This window comes from Cobetia sp. PDI-23MA, from assembly GCF_059507735.1.
This window is the reverse complement of record NZ_CM183352.1, coordinates 2,608,696-2,635,523: the sequence shown is the minus strand read 5'-3', so window position 1 is coordinate 2,635,523 and position 26,828 is coordinate 2,608,696. Positions and strand designations below refer to the sequence as shown.

Annotated in this window: 25 protein-coding genes; 20 read left to right on the top strand and 5 right to left on the bottom strand. The window is 61.3% G+C overall.

The genetic code is table 11. The features are described 5' to 3' along the window. Positions 1–167 precede the first annotated feature (167 nt). From AC5WNJ_RS11155 to AC5WNJ_RS11130, 6 genes are all read left to right on the top strand, one after another. Positions 168–779 (top strand): riboflavin synthase subunit alpha, encoded by a 612-nt coding sequence (locus tag AC5WNJ_RS11155; protein ID WP_495929703.1) that lies wholly within the window; start codon positions 168–170, stop codon positions 777–779. Between the two features lie 300 nt (positions 780–1,079). After that, positions 1,080–2,381, top strand: coding sequence for an NCS2 family permease (locus AC5WNJ_RS11150; RefSeq protein WP_175089365.1), 1,302 nt, complete (start codon positions 1,080–1,082; stop codon positions 2,379–2,381). After that, entirely contained in the window at positions 2,381–2,926 is a 546-nt protein-coding gene (locus AC5WNJ_RS11145; RefSeq protein ID WP_175089366.1) for an adenine phosphoribosyltransferase, read from the top strand. The genes AC5WNJ_RS11150 and AC5WNJ_RS11145 overlap by 1 nt, the downstream gene beginning before the upstream one ends. Positions 2,927–3,097: 171 nt before the next feature. Then, positions 3,098–3,595: a xanthine phosphoribosyltransferase gene (gene gpt, locus AC5WNJ_RS11140; RefSeq protein ID WP_175089368.1), complete on the top strand. Its 498-nt coding sequence runs from the start codon at positions 3,098–3,100 to the stop codon at positions 3,593–3,595. Between the two features lies 1 nt (position 3,596). After that, entirely contained in the window at positions 3,597–4,295 is a 699-nt protein-coding gene (gene ung / locus AC5WNJ_RS11135) for a uracil-DNA glycosylase (protein WP_495929702.1), read from the top strand. Positions 4,296–4,334: 39 nt separating this feature from the next. Continuing rightward, on the top strand, positions 4,335–5,015 hold the full coding sequence (locus AC5WNJ_RS11130; RefSeq protein WP_495929701.1) for a glycosyltransferase family 25 protein: 681 nt from the start codon (positions 4,335–4,337) through the stop codon (positions 5,013–5,015). Between the two features lie 54 nt (positions 5,016–5,069). Here AC5WNJ_RS11130 and AC5WNJ_RS11125 read toward each other — a convergent pair whose 3' ends face one another. Further along, on the bottom strand, positions 5,070–6,008 hold the full coding sequence (locus AC5WNJ_RS11125) for a glycosyltransferase family 8 protein (RefSeq protein WP_495929700.1): 939 nt from the start codon (positions 6,006–6,008) through the stop codon (positions 5,070–5,072). A gap of 155 nt (positions 6,009–6,163) precedes the next feature. Here AC5WNJ_RS11125 and AC5WNJ_RS11120 point away from each other — a divergent pair, with 155 nt between their 5' ends. From AC5WNJ_RS11120 to AC5WNJ_RS11105, 4 genes are all read left to right on the top strand, one after another. Continuing rightward, complete coding sequence (locus tag AC5WNJ_RS11120; protein ID WP_495929699.1) at positions 6,164–6,775, top strand: sulfotransferase family 2 domain-containing protein; 612 nt, start codon at positions 6,164–6,166, stop codon at positions 6,773–6,775. 192 nt (positions 6,776–6,967) lie between these two features. Further along, a complete protein-coding gene (upp, locus tag AC5WNJ_RS11115) occupies positions 6,968–7,597 on the top strand; it encodes a uracil phosphoribosyltransferase (protein WP_043335602.1) in 630 nt (209 codons plus the stop codon). A gap of 121 nt (positions 7,598–7,718) precedes the next feature. Continuing rightward, complete coding sequence (locus AC5WNJ_RS11110) at positions 7,719–9,005, top strand: uracil-xanthine permease family protein (protein ID WP_495929698.1); 1,287 nt, start codon at positions 7,719–7,721, stop codon at positions 9,003–9,005. A gap of 196 nt (positions 9,006–9,201) precedes the next feature. Further along, positions 9,202–10,425 (top strand): glycosyltransferase, encoded by a 1,224-nt coding sequence (locus tag AC5WNJ_RS11105; protein WP_495929697.1) that lies wholly within the window; start codon positions 9,202–9,204, stop codon positions 10,423–10,425. A gap of 137 nt (positions 10,426–10,562) precedes the next feature. Here the strand turns inward: AC5WNJ_RS11105 and AC5WNJ_RS11100 are convergent, their stop codons facing one another. The 3 genes from AC5WNJ_RS11100 to AC5WNJ_RS11090 form a co-directional block, all read right to left on the bottom strand. Continuing rightward, the gene (locus AC5WNJ_RS11100) at positions 10,563–11,309 is read right to left on the bottom strand and encodes a helix-turn-helix domain-containing protein (RefSeq protein ID WP_495929696.1); all 747 of its coding nucleotides are present in this window, start codon (positions 11,307–11,309) and stop codon (positions 10,563–10,565) included. Positions 11,310–11,414: 105 nt separating this feature from the next. Further along, entirely contained in the window at positions 11,415–13,685 is a 2,271-nt protein-coding gene (locus AC5WNJ_RS11095) for a sensor histidine kinase (RefSeq protein ID WP_495929695.1), read from the bottom strand. Beyond that, positions 13,682–15,271 carry a sigma-54-dependent transcriptional regulator gene (locus AC5WNJ_RS11090; protein ID WP_495929694.1) on the bottom strand — a complete coding sequence of 530 codons (1,590 nt, stop codon included), beginning with the start codon at positions 15,269–15,271 and terminating at the stop codon, positions 13,682–13,684. The genes AC5WNJ_RS11095 and AC5WNJ_RS11090 overlap by 4 nt, the downstream gene beginning before the upstream one ends. 624 nt (positions 15,272–15,895) lie before the next feature. Here AC5WNJ_RS11090 and AC5WNJ_RS11085 point away from each other — a divergent pair. From AC5WNJ_RS11085 to AC5WNJ_RS11040, 10 genes are all read left to right on the top strand, one after another. Further along, a complete protein-coding gene (locus tag AC5WNJ_RS11085; RefSeq protein ID WP_495929693.1) occupies positions 15,896–16,819 on the top strand; it encodes an ABC transporter substrate-binding protein in 924 nt (307 codons plus the stop codon). 26 nt (positions 16,820–16,845) lie between these two features. Next, positions 16,846–17,520 (top strand): ABC transporter permease, encoded by a 675-nt coding sequence (locus tag AC5WNJ_RS11080; protein ID WP_253060975.1) that lies wholly within the window; start codon positions 16,846–16,848, stop codon positions 17,518–17,520. 259 nt (positions 17,521–17,779) lie between these two features. Beyond that, positions 17,780–18,451 carry an ABC transporter ATP-binding protein gene (locus AC5WNJ_RS11075; protein ID WP_495931044.1) on the top strand — a complete coding sequence of 224 codons (672 nt, stop codon included), beginning with the start codon at positions 17,780–17,782 and terminating at the stop codon, positions 18,449–18,451. Between the two features lie 154 nt (positions 18,452–18,605). Further along, entirely contained in the window at positions 18,606–19,322 is a 717-nt protein-coding gene (gene mobA / locus AC5WNJ_RS11070; RefSeq protein WP_495929692.1) for a molybdenum cofactor guanylyltransferase, read from the top strand. A 509-nt stretch (positions 19,323–19,831) separates the two neighbouring features. After that, complete coding sequence (gene mobB / locus AC5WNJ_RS11065; RefSeq protein ID WP_495931043.1) at positions 19,832–20,431, top strand: molybdopterin-guanine dinucleotide biosynthesis protein B; 600 nt, start codon at positions 19,832–19,834, stop codon at positions 20,429–20,431. Then, complete coding sequence (moeA, locus tag AC5WNJ_RS11060; protein WP_495929691.1) at positions 20,428–21,855, top strand: molybdopterin molybdotransferase MoeA; 1,428 nt, start codon at positions 20,428–20,430, stop codon at positions 21,853–21,855. The genes mobB and moeA overlap by 4 nt, the downstream gene beginning before the upstream one ends. A gap of 163 nt (positions 21,856–22,018) precedes the next feature. Then, positions 22,019–22,888: a cyclic pyranopterin monophosphate synthase MoaC gene (gene moaC / locus AC5WNJ_RS11055; protein WP_495929690.1), complete on the top strand. Its 870-nt coding sequence runs from the start codon at positions 22,019–22,021 to the stop codon at positions 22,886–22,888. Position 22,889: 1 nt separating this feature from the next. After that, positions 22,890–23,510: a molybdenum cofactor biosynthesis protein MoaE gene (locus AC5WNJ_RS11050; RefSeq protein ID WP_373456548.1), complete on the top strand. Its 621-nt coding sequence runs from the start codon at positions 22,890–22,892 to the stop codon at positions 23,508–23,510. Further along, positions 23,507–24,496, top strand: coding sequence for a GTP 3',8-cyclase MoaA (gene moaA / locus AC5WNJ_RS11045; RefSeq protein WP_253060965.1), 990 nt, complete (start codon positions 23,507–23,509; stop codon positions 24,494–24,496). The genes AC5WNJ_RS11050 and moaA overlap by 4 nt, the downstream gene beginning before the upstream one ends. Positions 24,497–24,726: 230 nt before the next feature. Next, the gene (locus AC5WNJ_RS11040; protein ID WP_043336782.1) at positions 24,727–25,011 is read left to right on the top strand and encodes an H-NS family histone-like protein; all 285 of its coding nucleotides are present in this window, start codon (positions 24,727–24,729) and stop codon (positions 25,009–25,011) included. 209 nt (positions 25,012–25,220) lie between these two features. On the opposite strand, the gene AC5WNJ_RS11035 is transcribed toward AC5WNJ_RS11040, so the two are convergent. Further along, complete coding sequence (locus AC5WNJ_RS11035) at positions 25,221–26,801, bottom strand: ribonuclease J (RefSeq protein ID WP_253061517.1); 1,581 nt, start codon at positions 26,799–26,801, stop codon at positions 25,221–25,223. Positions 26,802–26,828: the final 27 nt, after the last annotated feature.

Here is a 26,828-nt window from a genome sequence, read left to right as displayed (position 1 = left end):
CGAGGGCAGCAACGCCGCGCAGCCCAACGGTCGATAACGCCAGCATGTCGACGGCAAGTCCACCATGCTAGGATTTCGGCTGGGCATGCCGGTCATCTCGCTGCTGCATGCCGTCCCTTATTCATGGCTTCTCGACAGCAAGAAGCAGCTGCAAGGAAAGATCACGCATGTTCACGGGTATCGTACAAGGCATGGCGGAAGTGGTGGCCATTGAGGAACGCACTGACTTTCGCACGCATCAGGTCCGGTTGCCGGCGGGGCTGGAGGCGGGGCTGGAGCTGGGGGCATCGGTAGCCCATAACGGTTGCTGTCTGACCGTGACGGTGCTTGAGGGCCAACTGGCGAGTTTTGACCTGATGCGCGAGACGCTGCGTCTGACCAATCTGGGCGAGCTCGAGGTGGGCAGCGTCGTGAACGTGGAGCGAGCGGCACGCTTCGGCGACGAGATCGGTGGGCACTCGATGTCCGGGCACGTGATGGCGATGGTGACCATCGATGCCATCGAAGCCACTGCCGACAATCGTCGTATCTGGTTCCAGGCGCCGGCCGAGCTGATGCGTTTTCTGTTCGACAAGGGCTATGTGGGACTTGACGGTGTCAGCCTGACGATCGGCGAGGTGCAGGGTACGCGCTTCTGCGTCAATCTGATTCCCGAGACGCTCGAGCGCACCCTCATGGGAGTCCGTGCCGTCGGGGATCAGGTCAACCTTGAAGTCGACCCGCAGACGCAAGCCATTGTCGAGACCGTCGAGCGGGTCATGGCCTCCCGTCTGGCATGAGGCTTGCAGGTCTGCAGCGGATCACCTCACTGGCAGGACGCCAGTACTCGTCTGACTGGTCAGGAAATATGCCGGGAATGCTCGATTCGCTGCAGACCTTTGGGTACCATGTTGCGCCTTTCGATGCCCTGCCGCCGGCGGGGCATCGTGGTTCAGGCAGGCTGAACAGGGGAAAAGCGTCATCCAACGCCCTGTGCGGCATACCTGTCCGAGCGAGTTCGTCTTGATCTGCTGATTCTGACAATCACCGACCACTGCGCCTTGCCGGACAGGCACTGCTCTAGGATAGGGGCTACCTCAATGCTGGAACGTCTTTTCAAGCTCTCCGAGCACGGTACCAATGTGCGTACCGAAGTCATCGCAGGATTTACCTCCTTCCTCGCGATGGCCTATATCATCTTCGTGGCCCCCTCGATGCTGGCCTCCACCGGCATGGATCACGGCGCCGTGTTCGTCGCGACCTGCTTGGCGGCAGCCATCGGTTGTCTGGTCATGGGCCTCTATGCCAATTACCCGATCGCGCTGGCACCGGGCATGGGGCTGACGGCCTTCTTCACCTATACGGTCGCCGGTCAGATGGGCGTGCCCTGGCAGGTCGCGCTGGGCGCGGTTTTCCTGTCCGGGGTGAGCTTTTTCCTGCTGTCCGCCTTCAAGATTCGCGAGTGGATCATCAATGCCATTCCCGCCTCGCTGAAGACCGGCATCGCCGCAGGCATCGGCCTGTTCATGGCGATCATCGCCCTGCAGGGCAGCGGCATCGTCGTCGACGCCCCCGGCACGCTGGTCACGCTGGGCGATCTGTCTTCGCCGGCGGCCATGTATGCATTGCTCTCGTTCTTTTTGATCGTCGCGCTGTCCTACCGCAAGGTGATCGGTGCGGTGATGATCGGCATACTGCTCGTCACGCTGCTGGCAACCCTGACCGGCAACAATGACTTCCACGGCCTCGCCTCGATGCCGCCGAGCATGCTGCCGACGCTGGCGGAGCTCGATATCGCCGGCGCCTTCAATCTGGGCATGGTGTCGATCATCTTCGCCTTCCTGTTCGTCGATCTGTTCGACACCTCGGGCACGCTGATCGCCGTCTCCCAGCAGGCTGGCCTGACCAATGAGCGTGGCCACCTGCCACGCCTGGGGCGAGCCTTGATGGCCGACTCCAGTGCCACCATGGTCGGCTCTGTCATGGGCACCTCGAACGTGACCAGCTACATCGAATCCGCCACCGGCGTGGCCGCCGGCGGACGTACCGGCCTGACGGCCGTGGTCGTGGCTGGCCTGTTTCTCGTCAGCCTGTTCCTGTCGCCGCTGGCGACCTCGATTCCGGCCTTCGCCACTGCCGGTGCGCTGCTGTATGTCGCCTGCCTGATGACGGGTGGCCTGGCACGCATCGACTGGAACGACATTACTGAAGCGGCACCGGTGGTGATTGCCACCCTGGTGATGCCGCTGACCTACTCGATTGCCAACGGGATCGCGCTGGGCTTCATCAGTTACGCCGTGATCAAGCTGTTCTCCGGCCGTTATCGTGATCTGAGCCCGGGGCTGGTGATTCTCGCCATCCTGTTCGCCTGCAAATACCTGTTCCTCGACGGAGCCCTCTAATGAGCATCTACAGCGACTACATCAAGTCTGTCATCCGCACCGTGCCGGACTGGCCGCAGGAAGGCGTCAACTTCCGTGATATCACGCCGGTACTGCAGAATTCCGCCGCATTCCGCAAGCTGATCGACTCCTTCGTGCACCGCTATCAGGAGATGGAAATCGACGCCATCGCCGCCATCGATGCGCGTGGCTTCATCATCGGCGCACCGTTGGCCTATGAACTGGGCTGCAGCTTCGTGCCGGTGCGCAAGAAGGGCAAGCTGCCGTTCAAGACCATCAGCGAGACCTACACGCTGGAATACGGTGAGTCCACCGTCGAGCTGCACTCCGATGCCTTCCGTGAAGGCGATCGCATCCTGGTGATGGATGACCTGATCGCCACCGGCGGCACCATGCTGGCGGCCTGCAAGCTGATCGAGCGCACCGGCGGTGTGGTCGTCGAGACGGCAGCCATCATCGATCTGCCGGAAATCGGCGGCTCTGCGCGCATTCGTGAAGAAGGCCACAGCGTCTTCGCGGCGTGCAGCTTCACCGAATCCGAGTAATGCCGGCTTGACGCGATGGCCCTGTCTTCTGGCAGGGCCATCGTCGTTGCTGCGGGCAGCGAATCCGAGGCCCTTGTCCGCGCTCTAGCGTGGCTGAGTGGATCTTCCCCTTGTGCGGTGGCGCGCCAGCCACCATGCTTTCCTTCTATTTCGTCATTGCGAGTGACCCACATGTCTTCCGAACGCTACCACGACCACTTCATCGTCTCCTGGGATCTGCTGCACCGTGATGTGCGCGCGCTATGTCACGACCTCAGCGGTCGCGATTACAAGGGCATCATCGCCATCACCCGCGGTGGCCTGATTCCGGCCGGCCTGATCGCCCGCGAGCTGGGTATCCGCCACATCGATACCGTGTGCATCAAGAGCTATCACGACCACATGGAGCAGGGTGGTCTGGAAGTGGTCAAGGGCGTCGACCACGACGGTGACGGCTGGCTGCTGGTCGATGACCTGGTCGACACCGGCAATACCGCACGTGCGGTGCGTGACATGCTGCCCAAGGCGCACTTCGTGACCGTCTATGCCAAGCCGGAAGGGCGTCCGCTGGTCGATGGCTTCATCACCGAAGTGCCGCAGAACTGCTGGATCCAGTTCCCGTGGGATATGGGCATCGCCTACGTCGAGCCGATCGCCGAGCAGCTCAAGAAGCAAGAGAGCGATAGCTGACATGCCGTTGGAGACTGCCGCGACTGGCCGCTCCGAGGTGCTGCCTGCCGATTGGCAGGCGCATCTTGGCCAAGAGTTTCAGGCTGACTACATGCAGCGTCTGCGCGACTTTCTGCGCGCCGAGAAAGATGCCGGCAAGGTCATCTATCCGCATTCCGATGACTGGTTCCGTGCCTTCTGGCTGACGCCGCTCTCCAACGTCAAGGTCGTGATCCTCGGGCAGGACCCGTACCACGGCCCGGGCCAGGCGCACGGACTGTGCTTCTCGGTACGCCCCGGTGTGCGCCCGCCGCCTTCGCTGAAGAACATCTACAAGGAACTGGCCATCGATGTCGGCGTCGACCCCGTCGATCACGGTTTCCTGGAAAGCTGGGCGAAGCAGGGCGTCTTGCTACTCAACAGCGTGCTGACCGTCGAGCAGGGCAAGGCCGCCTCGCATCAGAAGCAGGGGTGGGAGCAATTCACTGACCGCGCCATCGACGTGATCAATCAGCACTGTCAGGGTGTGGTTTTCCTGCTCTGGGGCAGCCATGCCCAGAAGAAGGCCCGCGCTGTGGACACCCAGAAGCACCTGGTGCTCCACGCGCCGCACCCATCCCCCCTCGCAGCGCACCGCGGTTTCTTCGGCTCTCGCCACTTCTCGCAAGCCAACGCCTGGCTGGAAGCGCGTGGGGAAAAGCCGATCGACTGGCAGCTATAATATATTATTGTGACAAGCTTCTAGGGAAAGCCGCCAAGGATGAACAAGAGTCAACAAACACTCGAGGTGGATGGGGTATTTTGTATCAGCCTCAAAGAGCGTGAAGACCGCCGGGAACATCTACAGAAAGAGTTTTTACCGCTAGGCTTGGATATTGAGTTTTATCTTGCCGAGCGTGATGTGGATAATCCTGAGCGTGGATGTTACGAGTCACATCGTGCCTGCGCAGCAATGGCCATGGAAAGAGGTTATCAACGAGTCTTGATCCTTGAAGATGATGCTACTCTTGCCATGCCGGCTGAAAGAGTAATAGCACGTATCAATTGTTTCTTGAAAATACGTAACCCGGAAATTTTTTACCTTGGTGGCATGCTGGGAAGGATGTGGTTGATTCCTTTTGCGGGCGTGGTTAGAGCCAAGCTGACGGGAGGGCATGCCTATATGCTGTCTCGTAAAGGTATGAAGAAGATCGTTGATAAGCCTTATTCAAAAAAAGCGGTAGATAGTTTCTACGCGACTGAATTCAAGGCTTATGCTGTTTACCCTCTTTTTTGCGATCAACTTCCAGAATCGGATGTCAAAAGTGATATCGCTGATTATCGAATTGAAACGAAAGGGGGGGGGAGCTACAAAGATGGTGAATATTGGAGGCTGAATGCTAATAGGCAGGTAAAGGCGCTTAAAAGAGACCTGTGGAGAAGCATTTTTATGCGTTGGTAAAGTTTGATGTAACCATCATTGAAAAGCGGCATATTTCATGATGCCGCTTTTCAATTAGATTTTATGTTGATTCAATAGGTCTTTGCTCATCTTTCTTCTCTTGTGGAAGATATACAGCTTTTGAATCGAGGCATAGTGCTTTATTTTTTTGAAAAAAGGCCCCCTATTGTTGTTCATCTCTCGAGGCCACGGAGTTTTGCGGCGATAAAACTCATATAAATCCTTTAGCGGATGAAGGCTATATTTATCCCAGGGCTTGCTGTTTTTCCCCATGTAGTGGATAACATGAGGGGCCTGTATGGATTCTACAAACTCATGTTTTGGTCGATGTTGCTCTGCCAATCGCTTTTCGATGATTTTATAGGCTGGGCGCTGTGCATTCCAGGTAATGGGTAGTTTTGTCCACTGTCCCTCTATGATTTTATTTAGAGAAGACTGCTCAGGATATAGGCAAAGTTCAGGATGCTTGCGTAGGAAAGATAATGCTTTTTTACCGATATCTTTCTTTCGCCATTTATTCATATTGATAAGCATTAGGCCGCAATTGAAGTAATCTCCTTTCTGTAATCCCAAGGACTTATAAGGAGATCGACCGATATTTTCAACAGCCGCAATAGTATAGTCATCCATCGTTACATGCTTTGTTATTTTCAGGATGTCGGATACAACTACAGTATCGCAATCAATGCAGAGAACGTCAGTGATATCTTCGCTAATGACTTCGTCAAGGTATAGTCTGAAATAAATGGATAGACCATAGCGTTTGACTTCTAGGCCTTCGAACTTTTCCTCATCAAGATACACATATTCTACTGCAGCCCCTTTAGATTTTATCATCTTGTTGAGGCGGCTGATGGTTAGAGATGACAACCCTCCGTCACCGATAATAAAATTCAGCATTTCAGGAGTACGACAATTTGAAATTATCGATACGATTGTTGTCGCAAGGTGAGGTGCGTAGTTTTCATCACAGGAAATAAAAATATTAAACATGGTAAGGTGCTCTGTTAATAAACCCGAGTATCATATCATGAATGGATACGTACATTCCACCATTGGAAAGGAAAGGAAATTCATTTTGCTTACATTCTTTTTCCTCGATTTGCCTCTATATTGCTGTGTCATCAATGTTCTAATAGAGAAATGTTATGTGGTGTTCCGAACGGTTTCCATATCGTAGGCATTTGGTGAAAAATAAATGCATATTTATTCATATCCCCAAGGTGGCTGGTACTTCTATCTTGGCTGCTTTAGGTAAGCAAAAAGATAAGGGGAGAGATCATGTGTCATGGCAAAGTTATAAAAAGTCGGATAAGAAACGCTTCAGCTCATACTACAAATTCTCTTTTGTCAGAAATCCCTACGATCGTGCCCTGTCAGCGTATCGCTATATATTGAGTGGCGGCAATCAAGGCAAGCAGGATCTCGCCATTGCCAAGGAGATGGCGGAGTATTCAGATTTTGATGATTTTGTCGCACGTGGCTTGTGGCAAGGCGCTTTTCGTAGTCATCTTCTGTTTCTCTCGCAATCCTCTTTTGTCATGGATGGAAACGAGACCTTGATGGTGGATTTTCTGGGGCATTTCGAAACCCTGGACAAGGATTTCCAGCAGGTTGCCAACAAGCTGGGCATCAGCGGTGAGATTGCGCATCGCAACCAGGGGAGTGTCGAGGCGGGGGGCGGCATGACAGCGGCGACCCGCGAGAAGCTGGCCATTCTCTATGCACAGGATTTCGTCAACTTCGGTTACACACCTTGAATGAGTGGCAAGCGGGAGGGCGCCAGTCCATTTGCGGCGCTTCCACTGTCACCTGAAGGCGAGAGCCTTAACTTGTCAGCCTGCTTCCGCTAGAATGCGCTCAATTTACCAGCCTCCCGCTGCTATCGTCCGAGCCGGCGGGGGTAGTGCTGCGTATCGTTTGCACCATCTTCTGTCCCAAGAGGTATTTCCATGAGCGTCCATGCCATCAATCATCCACTGGTCCAGCACAAGCTCGGCCTGATGCGTGCAGCAGGCATCAGCACCAAGAGCTTCCGTGAGCTGGCCAGTGAGGTCGCCAAGCTGTTGACCTATGAGGCAACCCAGGACCTGGAGCTGGAAACTACCACCATTGATGCCTGGAGCGGCAACGAGCTGGATGTCCAGACCATCAAGGGCAAGAAAGTGACCATCGTCCCGATCCTGCGTGCCGGCCTGGGCATGCTGGACGGCGTGACAGACCTGATTCCCCCGGCACGCATCAGCGTCGTGGGCCTGTACCGTGATGAAGAGACGCTGGAGCCGGTGCCGTACTTCGAGAAGTTCGTGTCAGATCTCGACGAGCGTCTGGCCATCGTGATCGACCCGATGCTGGCGACCGGCGGCTCCATGATCGCCACGCTGGACATGCTCAAGGCCAAGGGCTGCCAGCAGATCAAGGTCATCGTGCTGGTCGCAGCGCCTGAGGGGATCGCCAAGGTGCAGGAATCCTACCCGGACATCGAGATCTACACCGCCTCCGTCGATGACCGTCTCGACGAGAACGGTTACATCGTACCGGGTCTCGGCGATGCCGGTGACAAGATCTTCGGCACGCGCTGAGCGCCCGCCAGAGATGACAACGCCCTGCGCATCTGCGTGGGGCGTTTTTGTATCTGTCTGACCTGTCTGAGCAGTCAGGATCAGGCGGTTGACTCCTCCGCCCGTGAAAAGAAGTGCTGCCATGTCGTCTTCATCACCGTCCTCTGATACTTCCTCTCCCCATGCGTCGTCTGCCCATGTGCCCTTGCCGGAACAGGAAGGGTTCTCGCTGACGACGCTCGTCACCGGCGCGCAGATGCTGTTCGTCGCCTTTGGTGCACTGGTACTGGTCCCGCTGCTGACCGGGCTTGATCCCAACGTCGCCCTGTTCACTGCCGGTGTCGGCACCCTGGTCTTCCAATGTGTGACCAAGGCCAGCGTGCCGGTCTTTCTCGCCTCATCGTTTGCCTTCATTGCGCCCATCCAGAGCTCGGTCGCCAACTTCGGCATCCCTGCCACCATGGGCGGTTTGTTCGTCGCGGGGCTGGTCTATGTGCTGCTGGCGCAATGCATTCGTCTCAAGGGTGTCGGCATCGTGCATCGCTTGCTGCCTGCCGTCGTGGTCGGTCCGGTGATCATGGTGATTGGCCTGGCATTGGCACCGACGGCGGTGCAGATGGCCACCGGCGAGTTCAGCGATCACATCTCGCATGCCCAGGCGCTGACGTTGTCGCTGGCCAGTCTCGGCGTGACCCTGGTGCTGTCGATCTTCGGGCGTGGCATGTTGCGTCTGGTGCCGATTCTCGGCGGTATCCTGACAGGCTATGTACTGGGGCTGCTGATGGGAGTGATCGACCTCTCGCCGGTGCATGCCGCCGAGTGGCTGGCGCTGCCAAGCTTCACTGCGCCGACCTTCGAGTTTTCGGCCATCCTGTTCATGATTCCCGTGGCCATCGCGCCTGCCGTGGAGCATATAGGCGACATGGTGGCGATCGGCTCGGTGACACGCCGCGATTACCTCAAGAAACCGGGGCTGCATCGCACGCTGCTCGGTGACGGCTTGGCGACCTCGTCGGCGTCACTGTTCGGGGGACCGCCCAATACCACCTATTCCGAAGTGACCGGCGCGGTGATGCTGACGCGCAATTTCAATCCGCGGGTGATGACGGTCGCAGCCTGTGTCGCGATCTCGCTGGCCTTCGTCGGCAAGGTCGGCGCCGTGCTGCAGACGATTCCCACACCGGTGATGGGCGGCATCATGTGCCTGCTGTTCGGTTCGATCGCGGTGGTCGGCATGAATACCCTGGTACGTGCGGGGGCGTCGCTGACCGCGCCGCGCAATCTGGTCATCGCGTCATTGATCCTGGTATTCGGAATCGGTGGCATGCAGGTCGGCGGTGGTCAATTCACGCTGCAGGGCGTGAGTCTGGCCGCCATTCTGGGCATCGTGCTCAATCTGATTCTGCCGCCGGCGAAAGAAGGAGAGTGATTGTCATTGTCATCTGAGAGGTAGAACTCAGGAACATTTCCGCGAATGACGGTTCAGATAAATGCAACCCCCGTGTGCCGAGCGACTGGCACGCGGGGGTTGCATTTTTCGTTTTCCCACCCGACGCCAGCTATCGTTTTTGCATGTCTTGCGCGCGGCATAAAGCGGTACTGGCGGACATTCGAAGGAGTGATGCTTGCGTACCCTGGTTGTAGTGAGAAGCCTGAAAATGGGCGGCATGGAGCGAGTGGCGGTCAATCTTGCCGACAGTCTGGCCGCGAATGACCACGAGACGCATATGGTCATCTGGCGCGGTCGTGATCAGGTGCTTGAGCCACAGGATGCCACCGTCCAGCAGCACATCGTGCCGATTCAGCAACGCGTTCAGCGTTCCGTCGGCGGCGCCCTGACGACACTGGCGTCGCGGCTGGTGCTCAATCCCGTCATCCGTCGCTCCAATTTCGAGTGGGTCGGCAAGGCCGGTGGCGAGGAATTTGCCGCTTGGCTAAAGGAATTCGAGCAGGAACACGGCAAGGTTGACCGCATCATCTTCCGTGGCCTGGGGACCTTCGAGCAGGTGTGGGGGTTCAAGGATTCCCGTGCACGTTACGTGCTGGAAAATCGCGTCAACTTTACCGGCCCGCAGTGGAAGCAGCGCATGTTTGCCCGCTGTCTGCTGGAGGACAAGCATCTGGTGGCGGTATCTGACGATGTGGCGCAAGGGGCCCGAGACATTGCTCGCCAGCATGGGGTGACACCGGCGCATATCGAGACGATCGTCAATGCCTGCCCGATCTCCCGGATCCGCGAGCAGGCCGCCATGGATGAGCCGGATATCCCCGCTGAGCCCTTCATTCTCAACGTGGCGCGTCTGGTGCCTCAGAAAGACCATGCCCTGTTGCTCGAGGCTTATGCCTTGGCCAATCCGAAGGAGCCGCTGGTGATCGTGGGGGCGGGCAATTGCCGGGAAGCCCTGGAAAACCAGGCTGAGAGGCTTGGCATCGCCGAGCGGGTGATCTTCGCCGGTCAGCGTGACAACCCCTATGCCTGGATGCGTGCCGCCAAGCTGTTCGTGCTCAGCTCGCGTGTCGAGGGCATGGGGATCGTACTGATGGAGGCGCTGGCCTGCGGCACACCTGTCGTATCGGTGGATTGCCGTGGCGGGATACGCGAGATCCTCAAGGGCGAACTGGAACACGCCATCGCGCCGCATTCCGCCGAAGGCCTCGCGCGCCGCATGAACGAATTGTTGGCAGAGGAGGGCTATCCGATTCGCGAGGAATGGTTGGCAGATTTCTGCCCGCACACCATGGTGGAGCGTTTTCTGGCCGAGCCGGCCACCAATGATCCCTGGGATGAGGTGCGCGAGCAGACATCTGACGCTGTTGACCGGCCTCACTCCCGCACTGCAAGAATCTAGCAACGCGTGTTACGCCAACTCGACCGAGCTGGCTTGAGTCTTGTTGGTCAGGGTCATATCGGCCCAGTTGTGCTGCCTGGGTCGTGCTGGCCAGGGTTGAGCTGGCAGGGCCGAGCAGCTCTCGAGCGAATGCCGGCCTAGCGACTCTGTGCGATGCATAACCACTGGCAGCTTTGGGCTTCATCAGCGTCCGAGGCTTCATGATTGATACCTTCACCGCTTGCGAGTTCATCGCTTGCGGCTTGTGACGCATCAGGCTTGCGCCAATACAGTTGATAGCGCTCCCCGGCATGCAGTCGCGCAGCATCACCGCATTCGAGAAGTGCCTCCTGGCAGGCCGCCGTCGCGGGGAACTCGATGCGCAGTGCGCCGTGCGTGACCAGTACCAGGCTGTCATGCGCGGCCTGCAGATAGGCGCTGCACTCCGGTGCGAGGCTGCCCAGCTCGACGTGGGGGTGTGGCGTTGTCTGCCGGGATTGATCAATGCGTCGCAGGCTGAAACCCGGTCCACAGCCCGCGATCGGTTCATGCTCGCTGTCACGCAGGATGCGTGGCGGTTCGACGGGTATCTCATCGCTGAAGAAGTCGCTCAGCGAGATCGGAAATACCTCGAGAATCTTGTTCAGCGAGCTGACGGAAGGGCTGACCGCGTCCTGCTCGACCTGCGAGATGGTCGAATTGGTCACCTGGGCACGCTTGGCCAGTTCGCGCTGAGAGAGGCCATGACGTGTGCGCAGTTCGCGCAGCCGCTTGCCCAGCGTGCGAGGCGCTGCCATTTCCTCGTCTGCCATTTCCTCGTCTGCCATTTTCTCGTCGTCAGGGGGCTGCGCTGCCTTGCCGGCAGTGAGAGGTTCGGGGGCAGTAGGGGAGCTATCGTGCGACATCAGTGGTGCCTGATTGAGTGAGCATGCGCGCAGGCTAGCACGCGGGCGGGAGTCCGTGGCAGTGCCCCTCGCCAAGGCCAAGTATGCTCATCTGCCGCCTGTGGCTCAAGGCGAGCGACTGCTGCCCCCGGCGCTGAGCGTCTCGAGCAGATGGCGCCCTTGATCATCCTCATGATGCCGGCGTGCGATGCACGGCAGCCACAGGCAGAAGGTGGCGCCACCACCGGGGGTATCTTCCAGCCATAGCCTGCCCCCCAGCTGGGTGATCAAGCCCGATGAGACGGATAGCCCGATGCCCGAGCCATTGGCACGCGTGGTGAAGAAGGGCGTGAAGATGCGCGACTTCAGATGCTCCGGCACGCCTGCGCCGTGGTCGATGACGCGTATCTCGACTCCCGCCACTGGGGCGAGTTCTGCTCCTGGCGCTTGCACTGACGCTGGCGCTGAGACTGACCTATCCGGACGGTTGTCTGGCTCGCCGTTCATTTGGGCCAGCGCCGCATCACGATCACGGCTGGTGATGCACAGCGTATCCGGCGCAGGTGCCATCTCGATGGCGTTGATCAGCAGGTTGACCAGCACCTGGGTCAGTTGGGCGCGATCGGCCTCGATCAGGCGAGTCGCCGCCAGCTCATGCTGCAATTGATGGCCATGATGATCCAGCGCGTGCCTGACCAGCACCTCGACACTGTGGATCGCCTCATCGGGATGAATCTGGCTGAGGTGAGGCGCGCCGAGTGACGGCGTCAATGAGTTGCCGTCGCCAATGTCGTTGGAGGCGAGCGGGTCGCGCGCGTACTGACGCAGGTTGTCGACCAGCGCGCGAATGCGCTCGACCTGATGGATGATGGTGGCGATTTCCTCGCGCACCGGCTCGGCCTGTTCACCGAGAATCACCTCGATCAACTCGACATGACCGAGAATCACGGCAGCGGGGTTGTTGATCTCGTGGCCGATACCCGCCGTCAGTTCGCCCAGCGCCGCCAGTTTCTCGCGGGTCAGCAGGCGCGCGCGCGCTTCACGCAGCAGGCGCACGTGTTCCTCCAGTGCCTGACTGCGCTCTCGCAGCGTGGCGGTCTGGGCGCGCAGATCGCGGGTGCGATCCTCCACCTGGGCTTCCAGCGTCTGGGCCGCGAGCTGTATCTCGTGGCGGTGCGCTTCCAGTCGCGCCAGCATGGCGTCGAATTCCTCGGCCAGTTCATCCAGCTCATCACCGTGCCGTTGCGCCGGCCCCAGCGAGGACAGCGGGCCTATGCGCAAGCCTTCCTGTGAGGGGTTATCACGCACGGCATGCACTACACGGCGAATCTGTCGGATCGGCTGCATCAGGCGCTCGATGCTGCTCCATACCAGCAGTACCCCCAACAGACTGACCGCGATCAGCACCAGGCTGATATGCGTCAGCGTCTCGCGATAGAGCCGCGCGTAGGGCGCCTGCGGATAGCCCGCGTAGATCATGCCGATCCGCTGGCCATCCAGAGAATCCAGCGGGGCATAGGCAGCCACGAACCAGTCACGAACCACGAAGGCACGATTGATATAGCGCTCGCCATTGCCGATCACCTGACGCTTCACCTCCAGCGAGGCGCGCGTGCCCAGTGCACGCTCGCCGCTGGCGTCGGTGACATTGGTGGCGATGCGGACATCATCGAGAAACAGGGTGATGGTGCCGGTGCCATCCTCCGGCAGGGTGCCGGGGCCATAGAGCAGATCGCGGATTTCATCGACCAGACGCGGGTCGCGATTGAGCAGGCGGCCCGCATCCAGCGCGCCCAGCAGCTTGCCCTCGCCATCGAGGATGGGCACCAGCGCCCGCAGCAGCATGCCGCGGTTTTCCTCGCGACGGGCACTGGGTTGTGCGTAGGGCGTCTGGCGCAGCGCAAGGCGCGCACGCTCGGCAAGCGCAGGATCCAGCGTCGCCAGTGAGTCGCTGGACAGCATGTCGAGGCCATCCAGGCTTTCGCCGCTCGCCAGTTGCGGAATCAGCGCGGCGACGCCGGGTGTCTGGCGCAACTGCTCGGTGGGCAACCAGCGCAGCCAGTCGGCGTTGAGGGTGTCCCGCATGGTAACCAGGCGCGGCACCAGGCGTGGCAACAGCTGCGCGGTCTGCTCATCGGGTGCCACCAGCTGGCGCAGGTTGCGGCGCATCGCTTCCAGGCCATCACGCAGACGCTGATGCTGGCTCTGCAGCGTGCGGCTGGCGACATCGAGATCGCTGCGCACGTTCATGTACAGCTGGCGGTCGGTATAGGCTGTGGTCCAGTAGGCGGTCAGGCCGACCAGCGCCAGCATCAGCGCCAGTAGCGGCGCCAGCGTCAGCAGCAGCAGCCTGCGCCGCAGCGAACCGGCGAAGTAATGGCGCAGGCGCTTGATCATGCGCTGCCGTCGGCTCCGTAGGGAGTGATAGACGCAGTGGAGGTGGCGGGTTGATCACTCTCAGCGCCGCTCTCAGTACCGCTCCCAGCACCACTCTCAGTACCATTCTCAGCGCCGTTGTCCTCACTGATCTGTTGCTCGGCGCGCCAGGTGGTCAGCTTGCGATCCAGCGTCTTGCGCGAGATGCCCAGTTGGCGGGCGGCGGCTGACTTGTTGTTGGCATGTCGCTCCAGTACCGCGCACAGATGGGCCTTTTCCACCGCATCCAATGACCACTCGAGCGGATAACCGCTGCTGGTGGCCTCTTCCTCGGCGGAGGTGCACGCGTCTCCGCTGTCGCCCCATGCCAGGTGGCCTGATGCATGTTCGGCCTGAGCGTCGGCCGGCAGGGTATCGCCGGGCAGGCGGCCGAGCAGCAAGGCGCGTTCGATGACGTTCTTGAGTTCCCGCACATTGCCGGGCCAGGAATAGTGGCACAGGCGAGTGAGATCAGAGTGCTGCCAGGGCACGGCGGGGAGATTGAGTTCGCGCGACAGTTGGCGCGAGAAATGCTGGGCCAGCGCGGGGATGTCCTCCGGGCGCTCGCGCAGGGCCGGCAGCGTCAGGCTCAACACGTTGAGGCGATAGTAGAGATCTTCGCGGAAGCGGCCCGCGGCCACCTCCGTTTCCAGTGTGCGGTGAGTGGCGGCCACGATACGCACATCGACTGCCTGTTCCTGCTCGCCGCCGACGGGGCGCACGCGGCGCGTTTCCAGCACCCGCAGCAGCTTGGCCTGCATCGCCAGGGGCATCTCGCCGATTTCATCCAGGAACAGCGTGCCGCCATCGGCGAAGCTGAACAGGCCATCTCGGCCACGGTGCGCGCCGGTGAAGGCGCCCTTGAGGTGGCCGAACAGCTCGCTCTCCAAGAGCTCCGGGCTGATGGCGCCGCAGTTGACCGGCACGAAGGCGCCGCGCCGACCGGACAGGCGATGCAGGTCACGCGCCGCCAGCTCCTTGCCGGTGCCGGATTCTCCCAGGATCAGCACCGGCGAGGGCGCGGGAGCAACGCGCGCGATGATATGCGCCAGCTCCTGCATGGCAGGGCTCTCGCCCTTGAGGCTGGCCTCTTCCTGCTGATGGCGGGCATTGTCGCGACGGAGCAGGAAGTTTTCCCGCGTCAGCTGGCGGCGCTCAAGGCAGCGGTCCAGCGCGGCCTGCAGCTGTTCGAGACGAAACGGCTTGATGATGAAATCACAGGCCCCGGCCCGCAGTGCGCGCACAGCGGTCTCGAGATCGGCGTAGGCCGTCATGAAGATGACATCGCTGACCGATGAGGGCGCAAGGGCTTCATCCCAGTCAAGGCCATCACGCCCCGGCAGGCGAATGTCGAGCAGGATGAGGTCGAAGTGGAGACGCGAGCGCAGGGCTTCGGCCTGCTCGACACTATCGGCGCATTCGATCAGCGCGAAGCGCGAGGACAGTGCCTTCTCCAGATAGCGGCGCATGCCGGGCTCGTCATCAACGATCAGTACCGAGGCGGTGGGGAGGGGGTCGCTGCCGCTACGCCGGGTCTCACGGGGTGTGGAGGGGGCGTGGGCAGTCATGGCGTTCCTCGGGTCAACAGGGCAGTAATAATGGTCGCAGGGGAGATCATCTCTATCATGCGGGCATTGTGGCGTGCTGCTCACTGGTAATCTAGCGCTGGATGGCACATTGCTGCCTCTTTCTGCTTGCGCTTGCCACAGGCGAAGCCTTGCAGCCTTGTCAGCACGCGGCGCTGGCGGGCAGGGTTGGCAGGCTGTCCCGTTGTGCTACGCAAGGCCCGGCGATGATGGGTCAATTGGGGCGTCATGGGTCAGCGGTGGTCATGCCTGGAGTTATTGTCAGTATTTTTCCTGCCATTCCGGCAGTGCCATTCCAGCAGCGCCATTCGCTCCAGTTGATATAGCGACGTCAGCAGGGCGACAGGGGCGTCAGGGATGAGAGGGGCGTCAGGGACGACAGGAGGCGGGAGCCGGCAAGCCAGCCTGCTGGAGATGTTTCCGGTATCATCGCCGGCTGTCTTGCGTGCCAGCCCATGTATCAGTCCGATGCCAAAGCTCTGAAAGCCTCTGATGGATGACAGGTCTTGTCACGAGAGCGCTTTCGGCATGTCGTTTGCAGAGTCAGCATTCACGTTGATGTCATCAATACCGTCACGCCATAAAAAATATTCAGGGAGCATCCCCATGCTGCAACGCCATACATTGTCTTCTCGTCGCCTGCTGGCCACTCTCGCAGGCCTGTCATTCGGTGCGCTGAGCATTCTGCCGGCCCAGGCAGCCGACGACATCATCCGTCTGGCCACCACGACCAGCACCTACAACTCAGGCCTGCTCGATCACCTGCTGCCGGAGTATGAACAGGCCCACGATGTCACCATCCAGGTCATCGCGGTCGGTACCGGCAAGGCGTTGCGCATGGGCCAGGATGGCGATGTGGATCTGGTGATGACCCACGCCCCGGGCGCCGAGCGCAAGTTCGTCGATGCCGGCTACGGTGTCGAACCGCATGGCGTGATGTACAACGACTTCGTGCTGCTTGGCCCCGAGGCGGACCCGGCGGCCATTGACGGCATGCAGGATGTGGACGCCGCACTGGGCAAGATCGCCGGCGCCAATGCCGGCTTCATCTCGCGCGGCGATGATTCCGGCACCCACAAGAAGGAATTGGCCCTGTGGCAGAGTGCCAATGTCACCCCTGATTTCTCCGGCTACAAGGCCGTCGGTCAGGGCATGGGCAAGGTGCTGAGCATGGCCAGTGAGCTGCAGGACTACACCTTGAGCGATCGGGGCACCTGGCTTGCGATGGAAGACAAGCTCGAGCTCGAGATTCTGGTCGAGGGCGATGCGCGTCTCTTCAACCCCTATCAGGTGATTCTGGTCAATCCTGCCAATCATGATGGGCTCAATACTCGTGGTGCGCGTGAGCTGGCCGAATGGTTGATCTCCAGCGAAGGGCAGCAGGCAATCGATGATTACCGTCTCAAGGGCAAGGCGCTGTTTCATGCCAGCCACGGCGAGACCGGCTTCGATGCTCGCCAGACAGCGGATCGCGCCTCTGAGCGCACGCCGGTGAAGGCGCAGGACGCACAGGCTGAGCCGCGTTCGTGAGCTTGTGGCAAACCACGCAGGAGGCCATGAGCCTCCTGCTGAGCATGGATGGCGCGCTGTGGGAGATCATCGGCGTGTCGTTTCGTGTCTCGCTGATGGCGATGCTGATCGCGGTACCACCGGCACTGTTGATCGCCTTCGTGCTGGTTCGCTGTGCCTTCCCGGGGCGCTGGCTGCTGATCTCGCTGATCAATACCCTGATGGCCGTCCCCACCGTGGTGGTGGGGCTGCTGCTGTTCATCCTGCTGTCGCGCGCTGGACCGCTGGGTGATTGGCATCTGCTGTTCACCCAGCCGGCGATGGTGATCGGGCAGATTCTGCTCGCCCTGCCGATTCTGGTGGTGATGCTGCATGCCGCGCTGGCGGGCGTCGACAAGCGTGCCTGGGAGACAGCCTTGCAGCTTGGGGCGTCGCGCCGGGCGGCGTTGTGGCGGCTGGTGATGGAGGCCCGTTTCGGCGTGATGGCGGCGTTGGTGGCCGCGTTTGGTAGAATCATCGCGGAAGTGGGTTGCGCCATGATGGTGGGTGGTAACATTGCCGGTTTCACGCGCAATATCACCACGGCCATCGCGCTGGAAACCCTCAAGGGCGAGTACGCCCAGGGGGTCGCCCTGGGCATGGTATTGCTGGTGTTGGCGCTGGCGCTCAATCTGATGCTGGGGCTGTTGCGCGGTCGCGGTCAGCTGGCGGTGCAGGCCTGACCCCAGGCCCCGCCGCCAGTCGCGTTCTGCTCCCGCAGCCTGCAAGCCGCCTACCTGCCAGTTGAGACAAGCACACCAGCACTGATCGCGTCAGGCTGAATCGTCGTATGGAGTCATGATGTTCCCCCCTAGTTCTTCGTCCTCGTCTGTTCCCCCGGGCGACTCCTCCTGCCCAGTGGCGGGGACTGGCTTCGCGCAAGCCTCGTCGTCTGCTGCCCGGGCACTTGATGCTGACGCAAGCGTTGCCCCTCTGTTGCGTGTGCGCGACCTCGAATATCGCTTGCCGCCTGCGGCGCAAGTCTCCGGCGAGGGCGCCGAGGCGCAAGGGCGCCTGTTATGGCATGTGGCGGCGCTGGATTGGGCGCCGTCCCCGGCGTCCGGCTGGGTGCACCTCAAGGGTGACAACGGCAGTGGCAAGACCACGCTGCTGCGCGTGCTGGCCGGCATGCAGTCAGCGACTGGCGGCAAGCTTGAATGGCAGACCCGTGACGCTCATCCGGTGCGCTACCTGCATCAGCAGCCGTATCTATTCGACACCAGCGTGGCCGGCAATCTGGTGCTGGCGGCTCGCTGGCAACCCGACAGCGGCTCTGCCGGCCAGCAGCGCGATCAGGTCGAGGAGATGCTGCGCTGGAGCGGGCTGAGCGATCAGGCCCGTCAGCCGGCCCGCTCATTGTCGGGTGGCGAGCGAGCGCGCCTGGCATTGGCGCGCGCCTGGTTGTCGCGTCCGCCGGTGCTGTTGCTGGATGAGCCTGCCGCCAATCTGGACCAGGCCGCTGTCGAGCAGTTGGCGCTGCGACTGGAGCAGATGTGCCAGCAGGGGTGTGCGGTGATCCTGTCCTCGCATCAGGACAATGCCTTGAGTCAGGGCTCGAGTGCGCGCTGGACGCTGAGCGCTGCCAGCCTGCACACTGAGCCCACAGCGGGCTGAGTCGTCTTCAATGGGCTGAGCCCTCAGTGCAAGCACCTCAAGCTTCAGGGCTGAGAAGGCCTTGTGCATCAGCCGCTTGCACTGGATGCTCTGCCAGCGGCCCTGCTGCATGACATTACCTGCGCCTTTGCGCACTCGACCGGGATACGCCTTCATGCCGAGCTCCAATCACACCTCTGACGCTACACCCCTGCCGAGCGATGCCGAGCAGCTCAAGGCCTCGCTCTCGCCTGCCAATATCACCGGGGTGGTGCTGGCCGGTGGCCAGGCGCGGCGCATGGGTGGCGTCGACAAGGGGCTGGTCACGCTCAATGAGGTGCCGCTGGTGGCGCATGTGCTGGCGCGGCTGACCCCTCAGGTGGGTGAGCTTCTGATCAATGCCAATCGCTCGCACGCCGAATATGCCGCCTATGGGCATCCGCTGGTCGAAGACAGCGAGCCGGGTTACCACGGCCCCTTGATGGGCATGGCCAGTGCACTGGCGGCAGCGCGGACGCCCTGGGTGATGATGGTGGCCTGCGATGTGCCGCACCTGCCCAATGAACTGGTCGAGACGCTGAGCGTGGCGCTGATCGATCATGCCAACGGCGATCAGCTGGAAGGCTTCACTGTCGAGGGCGATCACGCGGTTGATGCCGGGCCTGCGCTGCTGGCCGTGGCAGCAGACGAGTTTCGTTGCCATCCGGTGATCTGTCTCATGCATCGTGGCCTGCTGCCGTCTCTGCAGGCGGCGCTGGCCGCTGGCGAGCGCAAGATCGACCGCTGGTTCGATCAGCATGTCTGGCTCAAGGTGCAAGCGGGCAGCGAGCAGGACTTCGCCAACCTCAATACCCTGGATGAATGCCGTGAGATGGAAGCCGGCTCGCGCTGAGCGTGCTTCTTTCCTGACGTCCTTTGCGTGTCATCCGTTCCCGCTTGCACGCCCAGGGTGTGTCATTGTGATGCAGGTCGTCATCGCCGGGGGCGTCTCTTCAGGAGTCTGGCGGGTTATTGTCTTTGCCTGCCCGGTATTGATGGCCTTGGCGTTGCACCTCAAAAGTGTCGTGTCTGGCGGTACTGGCGGGTGTCTTGCCACTCTGCATCGTAGCCCCCATTGAATCCTTGCGTATATCGAGCCGTTGCCCATTGAAATGAGCGCCGTGCGTGTTCACCTTCATGGCACCCGCTCAGCCCGCATTGTCATCGTCATCTTTTCCCTTGCGGGAGCGCTGCGGTGAGCCCGTCGACAGGCCGCCATACGCCGGAATCACCAAGAGAACCTTCATGCCTGAGTCTTCCTCCACGACTGACCAGCGTGCCGATACCGCTGTCAGTGCTGAACATTCCTCCCCCCGCAATGATGCTCCCACGCCACGTGGTGATATTTCTCATGAGGTCGGGATGTCGCCCGCCTGGCAGGCACGTCTGGCGGCGTCAGCGTGTCCGCTGCTGGGCATTGCAGCCTGGAGCGGCACTGGCAAGACCACGCTGCTCGAACAGCTGCTGCCCGAGCTGAGAGCGCGCGGCCTCCGCGTCGCCGTGATCAAGCATGCTCATCATGCCTTTGATGTCGATACGCCGGGCAAGGACAGTCATCGTCTGCGAACGGCGGGTGCCGTACCGATGCTGGTGGCGTCCGCCAAGCGCTTTGCACTGATGATGGAGACGCCGGACCAGGCGGAGGCCGATCTGGAGCAGCTGGTGGCGCAGCTCGAGGGGCTGGAGGTGGACCTGATTCTGGTCGAGGGCTTCAAGCAGTGGCCGTTGCCCAAGCTTGAGCTGTACCGCGAGGCCGTGGGCAAGCCGCTGCGAGCCTCGGAGGACCCCTGGATCCATGCGCTGGCGACACCGGCGGCGCAGCTGCCGCCTCGTGATGATGTGCCGCAGAACCTCAAGCGGCTGGACCTGGACGATCCTCAGGCGCTGGCCGCCTGGATCGCCGCCTGGCCGGTGCATTGGCGTCTGGAAGGCGGCAAGCCGCGTGGCGAGGTGGGCGCATGAGCCTGTCGTGTTTCGATCCGCGTTTCGGTGAGCGCATGCTGAGTGTCGATGAAGCCTTGAGCGTGCTGGGGGAGAGCCTGGCGGGCGTGAGGCGCACGCCGCGCAGCGAGCGTGTCGCCCTGGCGCAGGCGCCCGGACGTGTGCTCGCCGAGACGGTCATCTCGCCGCTGGATGTTCCGGCGCAGACCAACGCAGCGATGGACGGCATCGCACTGGCACGGGCTTCATTGCCAGACGCGGAGAGCGGCGAGGCCCTGAGCGATCGCGGCGAATTGAGCGATCACTGCGAGCTGAGCGTGATCGGCAGCTCGCTGGCGGGCCATCCCTGGACGGGCCGGGCGCTCGCCGCGGGGGAGGCCATGCGTATCACGACCGGTGCGGCCCTGCCTGCAGGCGCCGACACCGTCGTCATGCAGGAGCAGCTCGAGTATCGCTCCGCGCAGGGCGAGGGCTTGGTCGACGGCGAAGCAGGCGAGCGGGTGGTGATCGAGGGCATGACCAGCATTCGCCGTGGCCAGAATGTGCGTCAGGCCGGAGAGGACATCGCGCGCGGCGACCGGGTGATGTCGCCGGGCCAGTGGCTGACGCCTGCCGCCGTGGGCGTGCTGGCCTCGCTCGGGCTCGCCGAGGTCGCCGTCTATCGGCCGCTGACGGTGGCGATCTTCTCCACCGGTGACGAGGTCACGGCTCCCGGCGAGACGCTGCCGGCCGGCGGCATCTATGACGCCAATCGCTTCAGCCTTCTAGCGCTGCTGCGCGACCAGGGCATCGAGGTACTGGATCTCGGTATCCTGAGCGATGACGAGGCGAGCGTGAGTGCTGCCCTGCGGGATGCCGCGACGCGTGCCGATATGGTCATCACCTCCGGCGGCGTCTCGGTGGGCGAGGCCGATCATGTGCGCAGCGCCCTCACTGCCTGTGGTGAGCTCGCGTTGTGGCGCATCGCCATGCGACCCGGGCGCCCGCTGGCGTTCGGCATGTTGCGTGCCACTCCCGCCGGCGCCGAGTCGTCATCTGGTCAGGTGCCGTTCTTCGGCTTGCCGGGCAATCCGGTGGCTACCATGGTCACCTTCCTGCAGTTCGTGCTACCCGCGCTACGCCTGCTGTCGGGACAGCAGCGGTTGGCGAAGGGTGAGGCGAGCGCCTCCGCGATGACACTGGCGCAATGGCAATCCCCGCGCCTGCAGTTGATCGCCGGCGAGACGCTGCGCTCACGTGCCGAGCGTGTCGACTATCATCGCGGCCAGGTCGTGCTGGATGCCGAGGGGCGTCAGGTGGTGATGACCACGGGGCGGCAGGGCTCGGGTATTCTGACCTCGATGTTGCTGGCCGAATGTCTGATCGAGATCCCCGCCGGCTGCGCCACGCTTCACGCCGGCGAGTCGGTCATGGTGCAGTGGCTGGGCAGTCGCGGCATCGTCTAGGCGACCCCCGCGCAGTGGTCATGCCAGCGGATTCATGAAAAGATAGTCTGCTAATTTATGGGCCAGTCCTGTTCATCAGGGCTTGCCTGCCTGCTTCTTCAGGCTTTGGTATTTCTGAGATTGCCGCCAGTCAGGCGCACCCGATACGGATACGAGACAGCTCATGAGCCTTACTCATCTCAACGCACGCGGCGAAGCCCATATGGTGGATGTTGCGGACAAGCAGGAAACCCGCCGCGAGGCGCGAGCCAGCGCACGCGTCAGCATGCTGCCTGCCACGCTCGCCCTGCTCGCCGAAGGTGGCTTGCCCAAAGGCGATGTGCTGGCGACGGCGCGTATTGCCGGTATCCAGGCGGCCAAGCGCACTTATGAGCTGATTCCGCTCTGCCATGCCCTGATGCTCTCCAAGGTGACGGTCGACTTTACGCTGGACAGCGCCAACAGCTGCGTGGAGATTCAGGTGCTGTGTCGCCTCAATGGGCGTACCGGTGTCGAGATGGAGGCGCTGACGGCGGCCTCGGTGGCGGCCCTGACGCTCTATGACATGTGCAAGGCGGTCGACAAGGGTATCGTGATCGGCGATATCCAGCTCGAGACCAAGACCGGCGGCAAGAGTGGAGACTGGCAGCGTCCGGAGGAGGCTGCCGCTGTCGAGCAGACGCCCGCTGAGCCAAGCCGTGCTGAATCAAGCCGAGCCGAGCCGAGCCGTGCTGCGGCAGCTGAGCCCAACGAAGTGAGAGTGACAGCGGGACAGGCCGCTTCGGCGGCACGCGATGATGCCACCGTGCGGGTCCTCTTCCTGGCGGAACTGCGGGAGCGGCTGGATCTCGACAGCCTGGCGCTGAACCTGACGACGCTGTCGGAGGCGACGGTCGGGGGCCTCAAGCGCACCCTGGCGCTGCGTGACCCGCAGCTTGAAGCGCTCAATGACACCCGCGTGCTATGCGCCGTCAATCAGGAGATGGTGCGCGATGACCATGCACTGAATGCCGGTGATGAAGTCGCCTTCTTCCCACCGGTGACGGGGGGCTGACATGACCCAGGTCGCAAACGAAGCCACGCAGGCCTTTTCGGTCAGTATTCAGGCCAGCGATTTTGATCTGCGTGTCGAGCAGGATGCCCTGACGCGTGGGCGCGGCGACATCGGTGCCGTGGTGTCCTTCACGGGGCTGGTGCGTGATTTCAATCAGCGTCCGGATGTCGTCGCGCTGACGCTGGAACACTATCCCGGCATGACGGAGCGCAGCCTCGAGCGCTTGATCACAGAGGCGCGCGAGCGCTTCCCGCTCACCGGGGCGCGTATCATTCATCGTGTCGGACGGCTCGAGCCCGGCGACAATATCGTGCTGGTGCTGGTCGCCAGTGCACATCGTCAGGCTGCCTTTGCGGGGTGTGACTTCCTGATGGACCACCTCAAGTCGCGAGCGCCTTTCTGGAAAAAGGAGCACACCGCCACAGGAGATTATTGGGTGCGAGAACGCTCGAGTGATCGCGAGGCACTCGAGCGCTGGCATCCCGAGTCCGCGGTGACGGCAGAGGGTAGAGCGGCAACCCCCTTTGCCGAGCAACACAAGGCTGATGACTCATTGGCCGAGGCCAGCGGCGAAGAGAGACAATCAGCGCTGGCAACACCCAAGTTTTCGGGAGAGTCATGATGGAAACCCTGGTCGATGACTTCGGTCGTCGCATCCGCTATGTTCGCCTGTCAGTGACGGACCGCTGTGACTTTCGCTGCGTCTATTGCATGAGCGAAGAGATGACCTTTCTGCCGCGCGATGAGGTGTTGAGCCTCGAAGAGATCGCGTTGCTGGCGCGCGCCTTCGTGGAATTGGGGGTCGAGAAGATTCGCTTGACCGGAGGGGAGCCGCTGGTGCGGCGTGATATCGGCAAGCTGGTCGATGAAATCGGCGCGCTCGAGGGCCTCAAGGACTTCTCGATGACCACCAACGGTGCGGGCCTTGCCAGGCACGCCGCGCAGTTGAAGTCCGCCGGCATGTCACGGCTGAATATCAGCCTCGATTCTCTGGACCCGGAGCGCTTCAAGGCGCTGACGCGTACCGGCGACCTGAACAAGGTGATCGCCGGAATCCGTGCTGCGCGCGAGGAAGGTTTCCGTATCAAGCTCAATGCGGTGGTGCTGAAAGGGCGCAATGACCACGAAGTGGTCTCGCTGGTCGAGTTCGCGCGTGAGGAAGGCCTGGATATCAGCTTCATCGAAGAGATGCCTCTGGGTCAGGTCTCGGACCACGGTCGTGATGAGACCTTCTGCTCCAGTGATGATGTCCAGGCGCGCATCGAGACGCGTTATCCGCTGATTCCCACGCTTGAAGACAGCCTGGGGCCGGCGCGTTATTTCCGCATGGCGGACAGCGAATCACGTGTGGGATTCATCTCACCGCACAGTCATAACTTCTGCTCGACCTGCAATCGTGTTCGCGTCACGGTGGAAGGGCGTCTGTTGCTGTGCCTTGGCAATGAGCACTCGCTTGATCTGCGCGAGATCATGCGTCGCCACCCGGGTGAGATCGAGCCGCTAAAGGCCGCGATCATCGATGCCATGCACCTCAAGCCCGAGCGTCACTACTTCACGACAGATGGTGATGTCCAGATCGTTCGCTTCATGAACATGACGGGAGGCTGAGCCCTTTTTCATTCTCGGTCATGTTGTTCGAGGCCTGCAGAAGCCTTTGATGTATCAAAAGACACCCCGCCATCATGCGGGGTTTTTGTTGGTCTATTCTGTGGAAACACAGCCTTGCTTTTGACAAGGCTTGTTAGTTCATATTTAGCGCTTATACTTTGTTGCATTATCACATCCGGTGCGATGACTCGCAGGGATTCCAGCTCAGTGCATATGGTGGAGGTAGCGAAATGACAGCCGATTCTCTCGAAAAGATCGCTCGTAACAAGAATGTTGCTCGTGCAGCAGCGCGTCAGCTGTCCATGGAGCAACTGCACAAGCTCTCCGAGGTCATCAATGAGGTGATCGAGCAGAAAGCCGAAGAAGACGAGCAGCGCCGCGAAGAAGAAATCGCCAAGGAGCGCAAGCTTGCCGAGATTCGTGATGCGATGATCGAAGCAGGCCTTTCCGTGGATGATCTGGTCAGTGATCAGCCCAAGCGTCGTGGCCGTCCGCCGAAGAACAAGTCCGTTTGAGACCTTCGGCCTGACGCCATGGAGGTGGCTGAAGTGCTTGAGAACGAGATTTCCAGTCGGAAAGTTGGCAATCTCGCCATCACCAGTCCCTGAGCGCCTCCCAGTAGCAGAAAAGCCCGCCCGGTATTTCCCGGGCGGGCTTTTTCATGCCTCGCTTTGCGCAGGGCAGTGAGCTCGAAGCGGCCATCACTTCCATGTTGGCGCGATACTCACTCCTGATTCATGGCCATGATATGCAGGAAGAGCACCGGCTCATGGCGCAGGTGGTTGCGCAGCCAGCGATTGATGCGTCCATCGAGTTGCTGCTTGAGTTCACGTTCATTGCTGGCATCCAGGCCTGCCAGGGTGTCATCCAGCCACTCGGCGAAACTGTCTTCATCCAGGCTTGAGGTGCCGCTGATATCCAGCATCAAGCGGCCGATGCGAACCCAGCCGGCTTCCTGCAGCGTGACGGGCAACGCGAGCGAGACGCTGCCATGCCGGCCGAGACGCGCGCGGGCACGGCGGTCCATGGAGTCCAGCGGGCGCACCTTGTCATGCTCGATGATGCGTTCGTGCAGAGTCAGTCGTTTCTCCACCGACAGCCCCTGAGCATCGAGGCGAATCACGTCACCATTGACGGGAATCAGCGGTGCCTCGATGCCCAGGGACTGTGCCACCTGGGTGTGAGCGAGCTGGTGGCGATATTCGCCATGCACCGGCAGCAGACGTACCGGCTTGAGCCAGCCATAGAAGGTGCGCAATTCTTCCTGTGCCGGGTGGCCGGAGGCGTGCAGGTCCGGGAACTGCTTCTCTTCCATGATGCCGACGCCGAGTCGTGTCAGGGCATTGTGCAGCTTGCCGATGGCCAGTTCATTGCCGGGAATCGCCTTGGAAGAGAAGATCACGGTGTCGCCGGCAGCCAGTTCGAAGTCCGGATGCCGAGAATTGGCCAGGCGTGACAGTGCGGCGCGCGGCTCGCCCTGGCTGCCGGTGGCGATCACCATGACCTCTTCCGGGGGCAGATAGCCCAGGTCCTTCACCGGTACCAGTGGCGGGAAGTCCTCCAGATAACCGAGACCGCGGGCGACGCGCACCATGCGCTCCATCGAGCGACCCAGCAGCGTGATGCGGCGACCATTGCGTGCGGCGGCGCGCCCCAGTGCCAGTATGCGGGCCAGATTGCTGGCAAAGCAGGTCACGACGACGCGTCCGCGACAGCCGGCCAGCGTCTTCTCCAGTGCGCGTGCAACCTCGCCTTCACTACGCGAATGGCCTGCCAGCGGCGCATTGGTGGAGTCGCCGACGACCAGATCGACCGGCGCCAGTGCCTGATAGCGCTCCGGATCGGTAGGCTTGCCGATCAACGGCTCCGGGTCCAGCTTCCAGTCGCCGGTATGCATCACGCGATATTCCGGCGTGACGATCAGCAATGAGCAGCTTTCCGGAATCGAGTGGGTCAGCGGCAACAGTCGCAGCGCGAAGGGGCCGGATTCGAAGCCTTCATCCACCTCGATGATCTGCAGGCTGGAGGTTTCCAGCTCGCGCTCGGCAAACTTGGCGCGCAGCAGGCCAGCCGCCAAGGGCGTGGCGATGATCGGGCAGCGCCACTTTGGCCACAGCCAGGCGACTGCGCCGATGTGGTCTTCGTGGCCATGAGTGATCACCAGCATCTGCGGGCTGATGCCCAGGCTTGCCAGAGACTCGATATCCGGTACCTGCAATGGACCTTCCGGCAGGTCCTGACGAATCATCATGCCGCAATCCACGGCGATCCAGTGATCCTGATAACCATACAGCGTCAGATTCATGCCGATCTCGCCGCAGCCACCCAGCGG

Coding starts and splice junctions, on each gene's coding strand:
- AC5WNJ_RS11150 (WP_175089365.1), top strand. CDS start 1,080: ATGCTGGAACGTCTTTTCAAGCTCTCCGAGCACGGTACCAATGTGCGT.
- moaC (WP_495929690.1), top strand. CDS start 22,019: ATGAGCCTTACTCATCTCAACGCACGCGGCGAAGCCCATATGGTGGAT.
- AC5WNJ_RS11090 (WP_495929694.1), bottom strand. CDS start 15,271: ATGACTGCCCACGCCCCCTCCACACCCCGTGAGACCCGGCGTAGCGGC.
- gpt (WP_175089368.1), top strand. CDS start 3,098: ATGTCTTCCGAACGCTACCACGACCACTTCATCGTCTCCTGGGATCTG.
- AC5WNJ_RS11110 (WP_495929698.1), top strand. CDS start 7,719: ATGTCGTCTTCATCACCGTCCTCTGATACTTCCTCTCCCCATGCGTCG.
- AC5WNJ_RS11145 (WP_175089366.1), top strand. CDS start 2,381: ATGAGCATCTACAGCGACTACATCAAGTCTGTCATCCGCACCGTGCCG.
- moaA (WP_253060965.1), top strand. CDS start 23,507: ATGATGGAAACCCTGGTCGATGACTTCGGTCGTCGCATCCGCTATGTT.
- moeA (WP_495929691.1), top strand. CDS start 20,428: ATGAGCCTGTCGTGTTTCGATCCGCGTTTCGGTGAGCGCATGCTGAGT.
- AC5WNJ_RS11050 (WP_373456548.1), top strand. CDS start 22,890: ATGACCCAGGTCGCAAACGAAGCCACGCAGGCCTTTTCGGTCAGTATT.
- AC5WNJ_RS11130 (WP_495929701.1), top strand. CDS start 4,335: ATGAACAAGAGTCAACAAACACTCGAGGTGGATGGGGTATTTTGTATC.
- ung (WP_495929702.1), top strand. CDS start 3,597: ATGCCGTTGGAGACTGCCGCGACTGGCCGCTCCGAGGTGCTGCCTGCC.
- AC5WNJ_RS11035 (WP_253061517.1), bottom strand. CDS start 26,801: ATGAATCTGACGCTGTATGGTTATCAGGATCACTGGATCGCCGTGGAT.
- AC5WNJ_RS11080 (WP_253060975.1), top strand. CDS start 16,846: ATGAGCCTCCTGCTGAGCATGGATGGCGCGCTGTGGGAGATCATCGGC.
- mobB (WP_495931043.1), top strand. CDS start 19,832: ATGTCGCCCGCCTGGCAGGCACGTCTGGCGGCGTCAGCGTGTCCGCTG.
- AC5WNJ_RS11120 (WP_495929699.1), top strand. CDS start 6,164: ATGTGGTGTTCCGAACGGTTTCCATATCGTAGGCATTTGGTGAAAAAT.
- AC5WNJ_RS11085 (WP_495929693.1), top strand. CDS start 15,896: ATGCTGCAACGCCATACATTGTCTTCTCGTCGCCTGCTGGCCACTCTC.
- upp (WP_043335602.1), top strand. CDS start 6,968: ATGAGCGTCCATGCCATCAATCATCCACTGGTCCAGCACAAGCTCGGC.
- AC5WNJ_RS11040 (WP_043336782.1), top strand. CDS start 24,727: ATGACAGCCGATTCTCTCGAAAAGATCGCTCGTAACAAGAATGTTGCT.
- AC5WNJ_RS11155 (WP_495929703.1), top strand. CDS start 168: ATGTTCACGGGTATCGTACAAGGCATGGCGGAAGTGGTGGCCATTGAG.
- AC5WNJ_RS11125 (WP_495929700.1), bottom strand. CDS start 6,008: ATGTTTAATATTTTTATTTCCTGTGATGAAAACTACGCACCTCACCTT.
- AC5WNJ_RS11095 (WP_495929695.1), bottom strand. CDS start 13,685: ATGATCAAGCGCCTGCGCCATTACTTCGCCGGTTCGCTGCGGCGCAGG.
- AC5WNJ_RS11100 (WP_495929696.1), bottom strand. CDS start 11,309: ATGTCGCACGATAGCTCCCCTACTGCCCCCGAACCTCTCACTGCCGGC.
- mobA (WP_495929692.1), top strand. CDS start 18,606: ATGCCGAGCTCCAATCACACCTCTGACGCTACACCCCTGCCGAGCGAT.